General features: G+C 34.4%; 12 protein-coding genes and 2 pseudogenes. 10 read left to right on the top strand and 4 right to left on the bottom strand.

Annotated elements, in window-relative coordinates; translation table 11 throughout:
• Positions 1 to 145 precede the first annotated feature (145 nt).
• The 7 genes and pseudogenes from D7D81_RS01815 to D7D81_RS20350 all read left to right on the top strand — a co-directional run.
• Positions 146 to 835 (top strand): GntR family transcriptional regulator, encoded by a 690-nt coding sequence (locus D7D81_RS01815; protein ID WP_125986762.1) that lies wholly within the window; start codon positions 146 to 148, stop codon positions 833 to 835.
• A gap of 522 nt (positions 836 to 1,357) precedes the next feature.
• On the top strand, positions 1,358 to 2,329 hold the full coding sequence (locus tag D7D81_RS01810; protein ID WP_125986760.1) for a TRAP transporter substrate-binding protein: 972 nt from the start codon (positions 1,358 to 1,360) through the stop codon (positions 2,327 to 2,329).
• Between the two features lie 81 nt (positions 2,330 to 2,410).
• Positions 2,411 to 2,995, top strand: a complete 585-nt coding sequence (locus tag D7D81_RS01805) for a TRAP transporter small permease (RefSeq protein ID WP_125986758.1) — start codon at positions 2,411 to 2,413, stop codon at positions 2,993 to 2,995.
• Between the two features lies 1 nt (position 2,996).
• Positions 2,997 to 4,268 carry a TRAP transporter large permease gene (locus D7D81_RS01800; protein WP_125986756.1) on the top strand — a complete coding sequence of 424 codons (1,272 nt, stop codon included), beginning with the start codon at positions 2,997 to 2,999 and terminating at the stop codon, positions 4,266 to 4,268.
• Between the two features lie 29 nt (positions 4,269 to 4,297).
• Positions 4,298 to 5,326 (top strand): zinc-binding alcohol dehydrogenase family protein, encoded by a 1,029-nt coding sequence (locus D7D81_RS01795; RefSeq protein WP_125986754.1) that lies wholly within the window; start codon positions 4,298 to 4,300, stop codon positions 5,324 to 5,326.
• A 165-nt stretch (positions 5,327 to 5,491) separates the two neighbouring features.
• Positions 5,492 to 5,611: pseudogene (locus D7D81_RS01790) on the top strand (mannonate dehydratase); the annotation flags it as partial.
• A gap of 5 nt (positions 5,612 to 5,616) precedes the next feature.
• Positions 5,617 to 5,931 (top strand): annotated as a pseudogene (locus D7D81_RS20350) (mannitol dehydrogenase family protein); the annotation flags it as partial.
• A 455-nt stretch (positions 5,932 to 6,386) separates the two neighbouring features.
• Here D7D81_RS20350 and D7D81_RS01780 read toward each other — a convergent pair.
• The 4 genes from D7D81_RS01780 to D7D81_RS01765 all read right to left on the bottom strand — a co-directional run bounded on the left by D7D81_RS01780 (position 6,387) and on the right by D7D81_RS01765 (position 10,333).
• A complete protein-coding gene (locus D7D81_RS01780; protein ID WP_125986752.1) occupies positions 6,387 to 6,767 on the bottom strand; it encodes a DUF1667 domain-containing protein in 381 nt (126 codons plus the stop codon).
• The gene (locus tag D7D81_RS01775; protein WP_125986750.1) at positions 6,761 to 8,002 is read right to left on the bottom strand and encodes an NAD(P)/FAD-dependent oxidoreductase; all 1,242 of its coding nucleotides are present in this window, start codon (positions 8,000 to 8,002) and stop codon (positions 6,761 to 6,763) included. The genes D7D81_RS01780 and D7D81_RS01775 overlap by 7 nt, the downstream gene beginning before the upstream one ends.
• Complete coding sequence (locus D7D81_RS01770) at positions 7,999 to 9,450, bottom strand: NAD(P)/FAD-dependent oxidoreductase (RefSeq protein ID WP_125986748.1); 1,452 nt, start codon at positions 9,448 to 9,450, stop codon at positions 7,999 to 8,001. Before D7D81_RS01770 ends, D7D81_RS01775 begins: the two co-directional genes overlap by 4 nt.
• Before the next feature lie 205 nt (positions 9,451 to 9,655).
• Entirely contained in the window at positions 9,656 to 10,333 is a 678-nt protein-coding gene (locus D7D81_RS01765; protein WP_125986746.1) for a FadR/GntR family transcriptional regulator, read from the bottom strand.
• A 265-nt stretch (positions 10,334 to 10,598) separates the two neighbouring features.
• On the opposite strand from D7D81_RS01765, the gene D7D81_RS01760 reads away from it, so the two are divergent.
• The 3 genes from D7D81_RS01760 (at position 10,599) to D7D81_RS01750 (ending at position 13,075) form a co-directional block, all read left to right on the top strand.
• A complete protein-coding gene (locus D7D81_RS01760) occupies positions 10,599 to 10,745 on the top strand; it encodes a hypothetical protein (RefSeq protein ID WP_125986744.1) in 147 nt (48 codons plus the stop codon).
• A 231-nt stretch (positions 10,746 to 10,976) separates the two neighbouring features.
• Positions 10,977 to 11,894, top strand: coding sequence for an SDR family oxidoreductase (locus D7D81_RS01755; protein WP_125986742.1), 918 nt, complete (start codon positions 10,977 to 10,979; stop codon positions 11,892 to 11,894).
• 104 nt (positions 11,895 to 11,998) lie between these two features.
• Complete coding sequence (locus D7D81_RS01750; RefSeq protein WP_125986740.1) at positions 11,999 to 13,075, top strand: mannose-1-phosphate guanylyltransferase; 1,077 nt, start codon at positions 11,999 to 12,001, stop codon at positions 13,073 to 13,075.
• Positions 13,076 to 13,121 lie beyond the last annotated feature (46 nt).

Raw genomic sequence — 13,121 nt, 5'->3', positions numbered from 1 at the left:
ACTTCTTAACTCATATATAAAAAGGTCTTCTGAGATGACAAACGAACTGTCCCGATGTTATGTTATATATTGGAATTGCTTGACTATACTATACTAATATGTTAGCATATTAGTATAGTAAGATATATGAAAAGGAGAATTATTAATGGAATTACATAAACATGAAAATAATGATTATGGTTATATGAAAGACTATGTATATGAAGTGTTAAAGAAAAACATAATAGAACTCAGGTTAAAACCGGGCATGAACCTGAAAAAGGAAAAGATAGCCAAAGAATTAGAGGTTAGTATAACACCAATACGGGAGGCATTTGCACGTTTATCAGAAGATGAACTGGTTGATATTTATCCCCAGCGGGGGACATATGTTTCGCTGATTAATATGAAAAAGGTAGAGCAGGCCAAATTTATGAGGGAGCATCTGGAGAGGGCCGTTGCGAGGTTGGCTTGCAGTGACTTTCCCGAGGATTATATATTAAAATTGAAAACTAATATTAAGATGCAGGAGATTTATGTTGAAGAAGAAAACTATATTAAGTTATTTGAACTTGATAATGAATTCCATAAAATTATTTTTGATGGATGTAATAAAGGGGATATCTGGTTATCTATTCAACAGCTGAGTAATCATGTAAGTAGGTCAAGAATTCTTAGTCTAGCAGCGAACTTTAATGGTAATGAATTAATTGTTGAGCATCAGAAAATTGTTGAAGCTATTCAGCAGGGGGATAAAGAGTTGGCAGATAGGATTATAACTAAACATATCAGCCGTATAAAATTTGATAGTGATAAACTAACGACAGAATATCCAGGGTATTTTGAAAAACAATAGATTTATATTTTTATTAGAGAAAAATTTTTATTATTTAGATTAATATATTAGTATATTAGCATAAATATAATGACTCTTAAATATAGCTTTGGTTGAAAGGGCTAAAAATAAAACCTCCTGCGGCCATTTTTTGGTACATAGCTAATTTTTTGTGTTTTCTACTTTTTTATAACTTCATTAATTATTAGGGGGATACCAACTTATATTAGATAATATAAGGGGATTTTATTTAATATACTAAGAATTATTGAATTTTAGGTAAAACGATTTTTTCACAAAACATTGACACCGGATTTTAGACAATATCCTGAGGAGTTTGTAGAATTACATTTTTCAATTTATGTAAGACAATTAATTAATAATATGGGAATACTATATATTTTAAATAATATAAAAATTTTTAAGTAAAACTCATATTAGTTAAGTTTAGGAAAATGATTTTAATTCAAAGGGAGGTGATTACCAGGTTTATTTGTTTTAGTTTAACTTAGAATTAATAAAAAATAATTAGGAGGAAAAATTATGAAAAAATCGATCAATACTTTATTAATGCTTAGTTTAATTCTTATTATGGTTGCTGTTCCTACTTTGGCTAGTACTGTTACATTACGTTTAGGACATTTATCTAATACTGACCATTTATGGCACAAAGCATGTCTTAAGTTAGCAGAAGAAGTAAAAGAAAGAACAGATGGAGTTGTTAAGGTTGAAATCTTCCCCAATGAAATTTTGGGTTCAGAAAGAGAAACCTTAGAAGGTATTAGAATAGGTGCAGCTGATATGACTATTACCGGTGAAACATTAGGTAATTGGGCCCCTAAAGTAGGTATTTTAGGTGCTATGTATTTATTCAGAGATAGCGAACATATTAATAAAATAGCCAGCGGTCCAATTGGTGAAGAAATTGAACAAGACATATTAGATAAAGCTAACATGAGGGTATTAACCTGGTTTGAGAGAGGGCCTAGATATCTGACCTCTAATAGACCTATTAGAACTCCTGAAGATGCTAAAGGATTAAAAATGAGGGTGCCTAATGTTCCTTGGTTTATAAAAGGATGGCAGGAGATTGGTGCTAACCCTGCACCGATGGCATTTTCTGAAGTATTTACTGCTTTACAACAGGGGGTAATGGATGCACAGGAAAACCCTCTTGCGTTGATTGATAGTGCTAAATTTTATGAAGTTCAAGATTATGTTAACTTAACTGGTCATATTCGTCAGTGGATTTATCTAGTTATTGGAGAAGACCAGTATCAAAATCTAACTGCTGACCAACAAAAGGCACTCCAAACAGCAGCTGATATTGCTCACGATTATCATCAAAAATTATTCTTTAAACAGCAGGATGAATTACGTGCCAGCCTAGAAGATAAAGGTATGGAGTTTATCGAAGCTGATAATGCTGCCTTTAGGGAAAAAGTTAATAATTTAGTTTATGAAGAATTCCCAGAGTATATAGATTTATATGAAAGAATTCAAGCAGTAAAATAATAACTATATTTATTAAACAAATTTAACATAAAGGCCTTATTAAGGCCTTTATGTTAAATAAAATAAAGGAAGGTGAAACATTTGCTTAAAAAAATAAAGAAAACTTTATTTTATATAACAGAAGCTCTGGCAGCTTTCAGTTTGTTTTTGATGTTAGTTATTGTAACTTATCAGGTAATAGCAAGATATATGCCTAATATGAGTATTCCTTCCTGGACAGAAGAACTAGCTAGATTTTTGTTAATTTATATTATTGCATTTGCTGGAGGTTTGGCTATAGAAAAAAAGGCCTATGTAGGTATGGATAGTTTTTATATGTTGCTTCCTTTTCGTGGCAAAAAAATTTTTGACTTATTTTTTAATATTCTGACTGGATATTTATTTTATGTTATTATGAAATATGGTTTTAATTTAATGCAAAAAGTTAGAATTCAACTTTCACCTGCCATGCAAATTTCGATGAGTTATGTTTATTTATCATTGCCTTTACTGGGTTTTTTAATGCTGTTATTCATTTTAATGGATAGTATAGCAACTATAGAGTCTCTAATTAAAAATCAAGATATATCTGTATCGACTCCCGATGAACACTTGATATATTATGTCTCTGAAGAAGAAAAGATTGAAGAGTTAAAAGGTAAGGGAACAAGAAAGGAGGGTAAATGATATGTTAATATTATTTGGGACAATGTTGATTTTAATGTTAATTGGTATGCCTATTGCTTTCACTATTGGGGTTTCCTCACTTGTATGGTTGATTACTTCAAGTCCATTTCCTCTGGTTGTTATACCGCAGAAAGTATTTGCAGGTATTGATAGTTGGTCTTTATTAAGTATTCCTTTATTTTTACTTGTGGGGAGTTTAATGAATAATGGGGGTATTACTAATAAATTAATAAAATTAGTAAATAGTTTTGTTGGACATATAAAAGGGGGACTTGGACTGGCAAATGTGGGAGTAAGCATGTTATTTGCAGGAATTTCAGGGACTGCTTTAGCTGATACGGCAAGTATCGGTGCTGTATTGATTCCAGCAATGGAGGAAGATGGTTATGATGGAGAATTTGCCTGTTCAGTTACAGTTTCTTCTTCAATAGTAGGTCCAATAATTCCACCGAGTATGCCTATGATTTTAACTGGTAGTTTATTAAGTATATCTATTGGTAAATTATTTATTGCCGGTGCTATACCGGGAATAATACTAGGCTTGGCTTTAATGGCAATGACATATTATTTATCTATAAAAAGAGGATATCCCAGTGGTGAAAAAGCTGGTTTTAAGGAAATGATTATTAGTTTAAGAGATGCTCTTTTGCCTTTAATTTTGCCGATAATAATGGTAGGAGGAATTGTTTTTGGTATATTTACGCCTACAGAATCAGCTTCTATAGGTGCTGTAATTGCTTTGATTTTAGGAGTATTTGTATATAAGACTCTTGATTTTAAGAAATTAGTTCAAACTTTTATGGATTCTGCAGTTTCTACTGCTTCGGTTATGGTTTTAGTGGGTTTGGCGGCACTATTTGCCTGGATATTATCAGTAGAACATGTTCCAGAAATGGTGGCCAATTTTATTTTATCAATAACTGAAAATCAAATTTTAATTCTTATTTTAATTAACCTTTTGTTACTTTTTATTGGAACGTTTATGGAAACAGTTGCTGCAATATTAGTTGTATTCCCGATTGTATTTCAAATAGCTACCTTAATTGGGATGGATCCGATCCATTTTGGAGTCATGGCTGTATTAGCATTAATGGTTGGTTTAATAACTCCACCTTTAGGTGTATGTTTATTTGTAGCTTCAAGTATTTCAAATATATCTATTATAAAAATTGCTAAAGCAAATATGCCTTATTTAATTACTATTTTACTTGTCTTGTTTTTAGTTGCTTTTATACCTCAGTTATCATTATGGTTGCCTTCGTTGTTCTATTGATTATTAAAAAAATGTAAGGAAGTGATTAAATGAAAGCAGTTCAAATAACTGAACCAGGGAAAATTGATATTATTGAAAAGGAACGACCAAAAATAAAAGATCCAACAGATGTAATTATTAAAATAAAACGAGTGGGAATCTGTGGTTCTGATTTGCATATATTTCAAGGACATAATCCTTTTGCAAGTTATCCAAGGGTTTGGGGACATGAATTTGTAGGAGAAATTGTAGAGACTGGTCAAAAAGTAGAAAATGTTCAAATTGGTGATCATGTGGTTGGTGAACCAATAAAGTACTGTGGGGAATGCTATCCTTGCCGACAAGGCAGGGGTAATGTTTGTGAAAACCTAAAAGTATATGGAGTACATATTGATGGCGGTTGCCAGGAATATGTGTTGATGAATAGTAAACATGTTTATGTAGTTGATAAAAAAGTTAGTTGGGATGAAGCTATATTAATAGAGCCATTGACTATTGGTGCTCAGGTTTGTTTTCGAAGTGATTTAAAAAAAGATGATGTAATCTTGATTATGGGTTCGGGTACGATAGGGTTATGTATTTTACAAATTGCAAAAACTTATGGCATAACTGCTATTATGACTGATATTATTAATGATAAATTAAACTATGCGACTACATTGGGAGCAGATTATGTTATTAATGCTAAAGATGAAGATGTAAATGAAAAGGTTATGGAAATAACTAAAAATATGGGAGCCAATGTAATTGCTGACACTGTCTGTAGTAAGGAAAGTTTTAAAGAGGCAGTATCAATTGCATCAGCTGGTGGACGTGTTGTGGTTTTAGGTTTTGGTCCAACACCTTCAAAAATTCAGCAGGTATTAATCACTAAAAAAGAACTTAATATTGTTGGTTCGCGTTTACAAACAAAGCGTTTTCCCTTAGTTATAAAATTAATGAATGAAAGAAAATTAAATCTTAATACTTTTGTAACACATCATTACCCAATTGATAAAGTAGAAGAAGCGTTTAACTTTGCTATAGATAACCCTAGTTCATTTAGAAAAATTGTTATAGATAATATAAGTATTGTTTAGATGTTATTTATGAATTAATAATAGCCCTTATGAAAAAGCATCTAAAATATATTGGAAACATTAGATTTATTGATTAATGAGGAACTATGTTTAGTGATTAATATTTATTTATTATAATTTATATAGAAAAAGGTGATAATAGTGAAGATGGTTTCCGCTGGTTTGGGAAAAATGATCTGGGGGGAGAAAGGCCGGCCTGGTTATGGGTTATATGATAGGGCTCTGGGGGCTACTTATTTAAATGGCCTTTGGGAAGCTATTTGTAAAATGATGGCGGTGATATAATAGTGTTGAAATTAAGTGCAGATAGCATAAAAAATCGTGATGTTTGGGAGCAGGCAGGAATAACCCTTCCTGAATTCGACTATGAATGTATGGTATCTAAGACAAATGAAAATCCTACATGGATACATTTTGGTGCTGGAAATATATTTAGAGGTTTTTTAGCAGTACTACAACAGGAACTGTTAAATAAAAAACATGTTGAGACAGGTATTATTGCTGTAGAGACATATGATTATGAGATTATTGATAGAATTTATGCTCCTTTTGATAATTTGAGTCTTCTTGTTACGATGCACCCTGATGGTAAGTTTGACAAAAGGTAGTTCAGTTTAAGTGAAGGATTGAGTGGAGATTTTTCGAGAAAAAATGTTGAAAAAAATACTTTTATTGCACCGTTTGTTAATGCAGAAGGTCCTCAGTATCTTGTGATTGAAGACAATTTTCCGAATGGACGTATGCCTCTTGAATTGGCGGGTGTTTTTTTACTGATAGAGATACGGTAGATAAAGTGGAAAAAATGAAGGTGTACATGTCTAGTCCTATAAATTTAAGACCTATTCTTAGCAATGAACAGTTGTTTGGATTAGACCTATATGAAATTGGATTGGGTGAAATGATTGAGGGTATTTTAAAGAGATGATTTCAGGAAAAGGGGCTGTAATGGCTACCCTACAAAAATATATAAAGTAAGATTAGTGACAATAGATTTGATAGTTCTATATTTAATGAGGCTGAAAACCCCTTAAGATTAAAAAATATCTTAAGGGGTTTTATTTTATATATTGTCAGATGCTGAGGAAGACATCACGTTTTTGGTTATAATTACATTGCTACCCAATCCGAGTACGTTTTCAATAGCTATTTGTCCAATAAAAACAGGTGCTTTTAATCGTGTTTTCTTAATAATCTCCATCACCTGAAAAATTTTATCTTTAGGAATAGGTTTGGAAAGTCGTACACTTACTAGAGGTAGTATACCATTTTCTAGCAGGATGGAGGAAGAGATGTTGCGCTGAGGATTGGTCAGCTCTTGATTGACGTATTCATATCCACGTTTGCAAGCTGCGCCTTCTATTGAAAGGATCTTTTCATTTTTAATTTCTACTGCAATATTACATCCGTTTGGGCACATAATACAGGTATATTCTTTTAGCATTTTATACGCACCTCCAAATTGTTATCAGATTGTAACAACTTATGATTGATTGGTATTTTAATCATTTCTGCTGGAATCATTTTTTTCAAATGGATAGATTTTATTACTGAATTATCTTGAATAATTTCAATGCTACTGTTTTGGAATGGCTTTTTCACACGCATAGAAAGATTAAAATCTTTTGTTCCGCTTACATACTGTGGAACAGTATAGTTGATTTCCGAACTGGTATTAATTTTAATATGGCACGCAGAAAAAATATCGTTCTGTATATAAGCAGCAACAGCATGTGCAAGGCTTTCTGCTTCAAGGGATACAAAATCCACAAGGTCGTGAACATGAAGAACATTACCTGCAGCAAATATGCCATCAACACATGTTTGATAATTTTCATCGACAATAGCACCCTTTGTGCGCATATCTAGCTCGACTCCTGCTGAAAGAGAAAGCTCATTTTCAGGAATAAGCCCTACTGAAAGAATCAACGTGTCACAAGAATACTTTTTTTCGGTATTAGGTATTGGCTTAAGGTGTTCATTTACCTTAGAAATTGTGACGCCTGTTAGCCTGGAACTTCCATGAATGTTGGTAACAGTGTGACTTAGGTATAGTGGTATATTGTAATCGTTTAGACATTGTTCAATATTGCGTGGTAGACCGCTTGCATATGGCAAAATTTCAAATACGGCTTTTACGTTTGCGCCTTCTAGCGTCATACGACGTGCCATGATGAGTCCGATATCGCCAGAACCTAAAATAATAACGTCCTTACCTACCATAGTGTTGTGAAGATTTATATAAGATTGAGCTACTCCTGCTTTAAACACGCCTGCTGGTCGTTCACCAGGAATACCAAGGGCACCACGGGTACGTTCACGGCAACCCATTGTTAGGATTATGGTTTTTGCCTGGAAGGTCATAAGTCCATCTTTTGAAGAAGCTGTAACCTTCTTATCTTTTGTGACTGAAAGAACGGTAGTGTTCGTAATATATTGAATGTTTAACTTATGTACCTCGTCTATAAATCGTTGGGCGTATTCGGGTCCGCTAAGGGTTTCTTTAAAGCGTGTAAGGCCAAAACCGTCGTGTATACACTGGCGTAGGATACCGCCTAGTGTTTTTTCTCGTTCAATAATAAGAACATCATGAATACCTTTTTTATAAAGTTCCACAGCTGCTGCAAGTCCTGCTGGGCCGCCACCAATAATAATTACTTTTTTGTTAACAATATTCATTCTCTCACCTTCCCTGTAAACATGTTTGATCCGTTACGACTGTAGAGTACGTCAGTAATTTCCTTGTTAAGTTCCTCTTGAATCATTTGGGCAATACGCATCTGACAGTAACCGCCTTGGCATCGCCCCATCATTGAACGGGTGCGATATTTGATTCCAATCATAGTATCTACACCTAGAGGATTATGGATTGCTTGCATAATTTCAGCCTTAGTAACTTTTTCACAACGGCAGATTACTTCACCGTAATCAGGATTTTCTGCAATCAATCTAGCTTTTTCTTCATCACTTTGCCCTGAAAAACGAACAATACCTTTGCGCTTTGGATTAAAGTTTTTATTAGGCTGTAATGTTTCGCGTTCTGCTAGCAATTTAACAGCACGGCGTGCAATTGGAAGTGCTGAGGTAAGTCCTGGAGACTCGATTCCAACGAGATTGACAGTTTGTGGAGCTTCTTTGCGGGATTCAATTACAAAATCTTTTACAACATTATCTCCATCGAGCCACTTAGGTTGTATACCAGAATAGTTGCGAATGTAATCTGATTTATGAATGTGTGGCCATAAGTTAGAGGCATCTTGTGCAAGATAATCCATATTTTTTTGTGGTACACCGTAATAGATAAAATCATCTACATAATCGGCATTCGGTCCTATGATTACGTTGCCATCAATTGTGGGTGTTACATGAATACCCATATATGTGTTAGTAGGAACAGGGTAAACAGGCATAGGAAGTAAAGGACCCATCTTTTTATCCAAAATAATATAGTCCCCCTTAGTACCACCGATTTGATAATCTATGATTCCTAACATTTTTGAAATTTCCACACAACCCAAGCCAGCGCAATTCACAACCCAGCGAGTATTAAAATCACTCTGGCTTGTTTTAATAGTATAGGTACTATTTTTTTCCCAGTGGATGTCAATTACTTCGTGATTAAAATAAAAATCCACACCATTCATTTTGGCATTTTCAGCTAATGCTATTGTGTATTGGAAAGGGTCTACAATTCCACTTTTAGGAGAAAACATGGCAAATTCACCAATTACTTCAGGAACTAGTTCATGTAGACGTGCTTTATCGATCATTTCAAGACCGATGCTACCGTTAATTTTGCCATTTTCAATTGTGTTTTGTAGGCTTTTATAATCTGATTGTGTGTTTCCTACAAGAACTTTGCCTGTTCGTTTGAATGGAACATCTAATTCTTTTGCCACTTTATCAAATTCTAAACAACCCTCCACGCAGCATTCTGACTTGAGAGTACCTATATCATATGCAAATCCACCATGTATTACAGCAGAATTTCTGCCACTTGTTTCATAACAGACGTCTTGGTTTTTTTCCAAAACACCGATTTTTAAATCGTATCTTGACATTTCTCGTGCCACTGCACTACCAATTACACCCCCGCCGACAATTAGTATGTCATATTTTTGGTTCATAATTTCTACCTCCTCAAAATCATCCTACCATTTTATAAAATTATAACACTAATTTTTCATATTAACAAGATTTTTTTAATTTAAATAGTCATATTATGCTTTATATTATATATTTTATCAATAATAAGCTATATAATCATCCTACAATTAATGAATAAATAGAACCCATATTCTAAATTAATATGGAGAATATGGGTGAATATTTTTACTGATTTTTTTCTTGGATAAAGCGATTACGGTTGTAAAGTAAGTGGAATAACATGGCTTGCTGTGCATCTGCTGCACGCCGTTCATGTACTGCATGAAAGATTTCGCGGTGGGATTTGATGGTTTGCTCAAACTCTGATTCGGCTACTATTGAAGAAAATACTGTTATACCCTCACAAATAACAGGGATAAGATTGGACATAACAATGTTTTGGCTACAAGTTGCAAGTTGAGTATGAAAGTCCATATCCTTTTGTGTAAAATCCTGTCGTTTGCGAATTAATGCTTCCAATTCGTCACATAAATTACCGAGGATTTCAATATCATGCGATGTTGCGTTTTGTGCTGCTAATGCTGCGATTTGAGGTTCAATGATACAGCGAATTTGCATGAGATCTTGTGTAAGTTTACGGCGGTCTTCTATAAAGGAAAAACCTAAGGGATCATCTGCTACACCTTTTTTTTGTGAAATAAATGTACCAGCACCTTGACGGATATCTATAATATTTCGTGAAGCAAGTGACCTTAAAGCTTCGCGTATTGTATTACGGCTTACGCCGAGTAGTGATGAAAGTTCGTATTCATTTGGTAGCTTTTCTCCTACACTAAAGTCACCTTCTCGAATGAATTCCATAAGTTCGTTTACAATTCTATTACTAAGGGTTTTATTTTTCATTGATGGTATTTACCTCCTTTTATAAGGGTTTGAATATATTTTACAACTGCATGTATACTTTTCAAATAAAATATATACCCACAGTATAAAGAATATTTTTAATGTGATTGTATAATACAACATATTTTTTTTCAACTCCAGCTAAAAAAAGAGGAAAATTAAAAAACCTTAGAATAGTAAGTAAGGCTCTTTCATAATAGACCTTTTGCATAATTGAATTGTTATCCAGACAATTAAAACGGAGCAGAATTTAGTAAAAACAATTATGAAAAAGGCTGTTTTTCTGTTTGACCGTAGGGAGTTTAAAATAGCCCATAATTGGTTAATACTAAATTCGTTGCGGAGTTTTTGTCTGGGAACAATCAATTATGCAAGACGCTTAAGTAATAAATCAATTGATTTATATATTTGAATTTGATAAAATATATTTAAAGTTTTTTCAGTAAAAAAGACCCAGCTTCACATTGAAGTTGGGTCTTTGAGAGTCAGGATCGTTATTTTTCATCAGTGATATGTAACTGTAGTAATTGTAGTGCTAATCCTATTTTTCTTATAGTCTTATAAAGGTTATGGCTAGAATATACAACAAATTACCAATTTTGTAAAGGGGTATCAGCAGGAAAACTGAGGAGTTGGTATAAATATGAAAGTTCTGGTTACAGGTGGTGCAGGTTTTATTGGTTCAAATATTGTTGATTGTCTGGTTGAACAGGGATATCAAACAGTTATTGTGGACAATCTCTCACAGGGTAAGGCCGAAAATATTAATCAGGGGGCTGAGTTTTATCAAGTAGATGTCAGTTCTCCACTTATCAATGGGGTTTTTAAGAAAGAGGGTATTACACATGTGATTCATCACGCAGCCCAGATAGATGTACAGCAGTCTCTTGAGGACCCCCTATTTGATATTAAAAGCAATATTACAGGTACGGTTAATCTACTGGAATGCTGCAGGAGATATAATGTAAAGAAGATAATTTACCCTTCATCAGCAGCAGTATATGGTGAACCAGATTATCTGCCCCTTGATGAGTGTCACCCTCTGAAAGCAATCTCTCCCTATGGTATTAGCAAACATACACCTGAACACTATCTAAGGGCCTATCAGGAGTTATATGATCTGGATTATACTATTTTTAGATATGCTAATGTATATGGTCCTAGACAGGATCCTAAAGGTGAGGGTGGGGTTATTTCTATCTTTGTAGATAAGATGTTGGCTGGGGAGAGGCCGGTTATTTTTGGTGATGGGGAACAGAGTAGGGATTTTATCTATGTCAGGGATATAGTAGAGGCTAACCTCAAGGCTTTGAGTGGGGCTGGCGGAAAATTATTAAACATAAGTAGTAAGATACAGGTTACAGTTAATGAACTATATCAGCTCATTAATAAGATACTAGGAAGTGACCTGGAACCAGTCTATCAAAAGGAACGCAAGGGTGATATCCGGCATAGCTATCTAGATAATAGCAGGGCCAGGGCTGTTCTAGAATGGAAACCACTCTATGACTTGAGCAGCGGTTTAAAAGAAACCATTGCCTATTACAGGTCTGTCAGCTAATATTGATGGATTGCTTAAACTACTCTATTGTATTATAATTATATATAAGTAATAATTTTGCATGACTTATAGATGATATCGTAATATATAAAGGAGAGATATTTATGATAACAGCTTTAATAATGGCAGGTGGAGAGGGGACTCGTTTTTGGCCGTTAAGCAGGAGTCACCGGCCGAAACAATTCCTAAAATTAACAGATGATCAGCAGACGATGTTACAGGCTACAGTGGAGAGAATCAGTGAATTAGTACCATTAGAGCAGGTTTTTATTGCTACAAATAAGGCCTATCAAAGGCCTATCGAAAAGCAATTGAAGGGGATACCTGCAGAAAATATTATAGTTGAGCCGGTAAAGCGGGATACAGCAGCCTGTATTGGTTTGTCGGCCTTAATTATTGACAGGAAATACCCTGGTTCAACAATGATAGTGCTGCCTGCTGATCACTTGATTGAAGAGGAAGATAATTTTCTAAACATTTTAAAGAAAGCAGTTATGGTGGCGGCAACAGGTTGTAATTTGGTAACACTGGGTATTAATCCAACCCATCCTGAGACTGGTTATGGTTATATACATTATGGTGAGTTGACGCATAGAATAGATGGTGATGAGGTATATCAAGTAGAGGCCTTTACTGAAAAACCAGATATAATAAAGGCCAGAAAGTTTTTGGAGGAGGGCACCTATCTCTGGAATAGTGGGATGTTTGTTTGGCAGGTCAAGAGTATCCTTGACAATATAGAACTGTATATGCCAGAACTTTCTGCTTCATTAGGACGAATAGGACAGGCTCTGGGTACAGATCTAGCTGAAAAAGTCATCTGTGATGAGTTTGAAGACCTAATTGGTATATCTATTGACTATGGAATTATGGAAAAGGCTGATAATATCTTTGTAATACCTGGTTCATTCGGTTGGGATGACCTGGGCAGCTGGCCTGCCCTGGAACGGGTAAAAAAACTTGATGATAATGGTAATGTGATAGTAGGCAAACACTATGGGATAGATACACTGGATTCTATTATACATAGCCCAGATAAGGTTGTGACTACAATCGGTGTCAAGAATATTGTTATTGTGGACACAGAGGATGCTATTCTCATCTGTGATAAAAACAGGGCCCAGGAGGTTAAGGAGATACGACAGATACTTGAAGATAATGGGATGGAGGAATGTCTGTAGACTGGTATGACAGACGAACCGTCCCCTTGTCATAAAGGGGGGTGTG

The organism is Halocella sp. SP3-1, from assembly GCF_003953885.1.
Lineage (GTDB): Bacteria > Bacillota > Halanaerobiia > Halanaerobiales > DTU029 > Iocasia > Iocasia fonsfrigidae.
Note: the sequence above shows the minus strand (reverse complement) of the source record. Positions and strands in the feature narration are given on the sequence as shown.

Coding starts and splice junctions, on each gene's coding strand:
- D7D81_RS01815 (WP_125986762.1), top strand. CDS start 146: ATGGAATTACATAAACATGAAAATAATGATTATGGTTATATGAAAGAC.
- D7D81_RS01810 (WP_125986760.1), top strand. CDS start 1,358: ATGAAAAAATCGATCAATACTTTATTAATGCTTAGTTTAATTCTTATT.
- D7D81_RS01800 (WP_125986756.1), top strand. CDS start 2,997: ATGTTAATATTATTTGGGACAATGTTGATTTTAATGTTAATTGGTATG.
- D7D81_RS01795 (WP_125986754.1), top strand. CDS start 4,298: ATGAAAGCAGTTCAAATAACTGAACCAGGGAAAATTGATATTATTGAA.
- D7D81_RS01780 (WP_125986752.1), bottom strand. CDS start 6,767: ATGCTAAAAGAATATACCTGTATTATGTGCCCAAACGGATGTAATATT.
- D7D81_RS01775 (WP_125986750.1), bottom strand. CDS start 8,002: ATGAATATTGTTAACAAAAAAGTAATTATTATTGGTGGCGGCCCAGCA.
- D7D81_RS01770 (WP_125986748.1), bottom strand. CDS start 9,450: ATGAACCAAAAATATGACATACTAATTGTCGGCGGGGGTGTAATTGGT.
- D7D81_RS01765 (WP_125986746.1), bottom strand. CDS start 10,333: ATGAAAAATAAAACCCTTAGTAATAGAATTGTAAACGAACTTATGGAA.
- D7D81_RS01760 (WP_125986744.1), top strand. CDS start 10,599: ATGAAAAAGGCTGTTTTTCTGTTTGACCGTAGGGAGTTTAAAATAGCC.
- D7D81_RS01755 (WP_125986742.1), top strand. CDS start 10,977: ATGAAAGTTCTGGTTACAGGTGGTGCAGGTTTTATTGGTTCAAATATT.
- D7D81_RS01750 (WP_125986740.1), top strand. CDS start 11,999: ATGATAACAGCTTTAATAATGGCAGGTGGAGAGGGGACTCGTTTTTGG.